This window comes from Kitasatospora sp. NPDC049285 (genome assembly GCF_040678815.1).
In the GTDB taxonomy this organism is placed as follows: Bacteria; Actinomycetota; Actinomycetes; order Streptomycetales; family Streptomycetaceae; genus Kitasatospora.
This window is the reverse complement of sequence record NZ_JBFAQR010000149.1, coordinates 1-1,512: the sequence shown is the minus strand read 5'-3', so window position 1 is coordinate 1,512 and position 1,512 is coordinate 1. Positions and strand designations below refer to the sequence as shown.

The following is a 1,512-nucleotide window of genomic DNA, read 5'->3' as shown; positions in this document are numbered from 1 at the left end:
TTCGGCATCGACGCCCGCCTCGTCCTCAACGCCACCGGCCCCTGGGTCGACCACCTGCGCCGCCTGGAGGACGCGGGCGCCGCCCCGTCGATCCGCCTCTCCAAGGGCGCCCACGTCGTCGTCAAGCGCCGCACCCCGTGGCGCGCCGCGCTGACCATCCCGATCGACAAGTACCGGGTCTCCTTCGCCATACCGTGGGAGGACCACGTCCTGCTCGGCACCACCGACGAGGAGTACACCGGCGACCCGCTGGACGTCCGCGCCACCGAACCCGACATCGACCAGATCCTCGGCGAGGCCGCCCACGCGATCCGCGACGAACACCTCAGGCGCGAGGACATCACCTACTCCTTCGCGGGCCTGCGGGTGCTGCCCGGCGGACCCGGCGACACCGCCGCCGCCAAGCGCGAGACCGTGGTCACCGAGGGCCGCGGCGGGATGCTCTCCGTCGCCGGCGGCAAGTGGACCACCTACCGGCACATCGGCCGCGTCGTGCTCGACAAGCTCAAGCACGCCCCCGGCGTCGGCCTGGCCGAGGACGTCTCCGCCTTCCCCGCCACCGTCCCGCTGCCCGGCATCGGCGCCCCGAACGCCGTCGCCCACCGCCTGATGATCGACCACGAGCCCGGCTCCCGGATGGACCCGCTGGTCGCCCGCCACCTCGCCTCCCACTACGGCACCCTGTCCTTCGACATCGCCCGCCTGATCGCCGAGGACCCCGCCCTCGGCGAGCCGCTGCACGCGGACGGCCCCGACGTCTGGGCCCAGGTCGCCTACGCCGCCGACAACGAGTGGGCCTACACCGTCGACGACGTGCTGCGTCGCCGCACCACCATGACCGTCCGCGGCCTCGACACCCCCGAGGTCCGCGCGCAGGTCGAGGCCTTCCTGGCCAAGCGCGGCGCGAAGTAACCCACGACCGCTGACGGCCCGTCACCCCACCGGGGGAGGTGACGGGCCGTCAGTCATCTCTTGCCGTCAGTCCCGCTCGGGCAGCACCGGGCGCTGCGCCGGTGCGCCGGTGCGGGAGGATCTCGACGGGGTGCCGTGGACCTCGGCGAAGGGTGGGGCGGGATCCGCACCAGCTCCGCGGGGCGGACCGGTGGGGGCCGTGACGCCCACTGCGCCCATCCGGCCCGAGAACCCCGTCACCACGCACCGCATGGTCGTCTGGGGAGCGCTGAGGCCATGGGCAGAGTCGGTTCCTGTTGCGAGAGCGCCGAGTCGGTGAACGGGTCTGCGCTCATCGGGGCTGCGGTCATGCTGGCCGGGCGCGCGGTTGATGTTCTGTCACCGGCGGTGGTGAGCCTCGCGGGTGGTGGTGGCCGTTCTGTTGGTCGGTGTGGTGGGTGGTCTGCCGTGCTGTCGGTTCTGGGTTCAGAGGGTGGTTGTTGTCGTGTCGATCAATCCGTCTCCCGAGATCGCGGGGTTCTTCTCGTTCGTGACGGGGATGCCGTGGCCGGAGGCGGATGAGGATCTGATGCGGTCGGTGGCGGACGACTACTACGCGGT

General features: G+C 72.2%; 1 protein-coding gene. It reads left to right on the top strand.

Features of this window, described 5'->3' with window-relative positions; all coding sequences use genetic code 11:
- A partial coding sequence (locus AB0K51_RS34810; RefSeq protein ID WP_363462296.1) for an FAD-dependent oxidoreductase occupies window positions 1-912 on the top strand: 912 nt, incomplete at its 5' end.
- Between the last annotated feature and the right edge of the window lie 600 nt (window positions 913-1,512).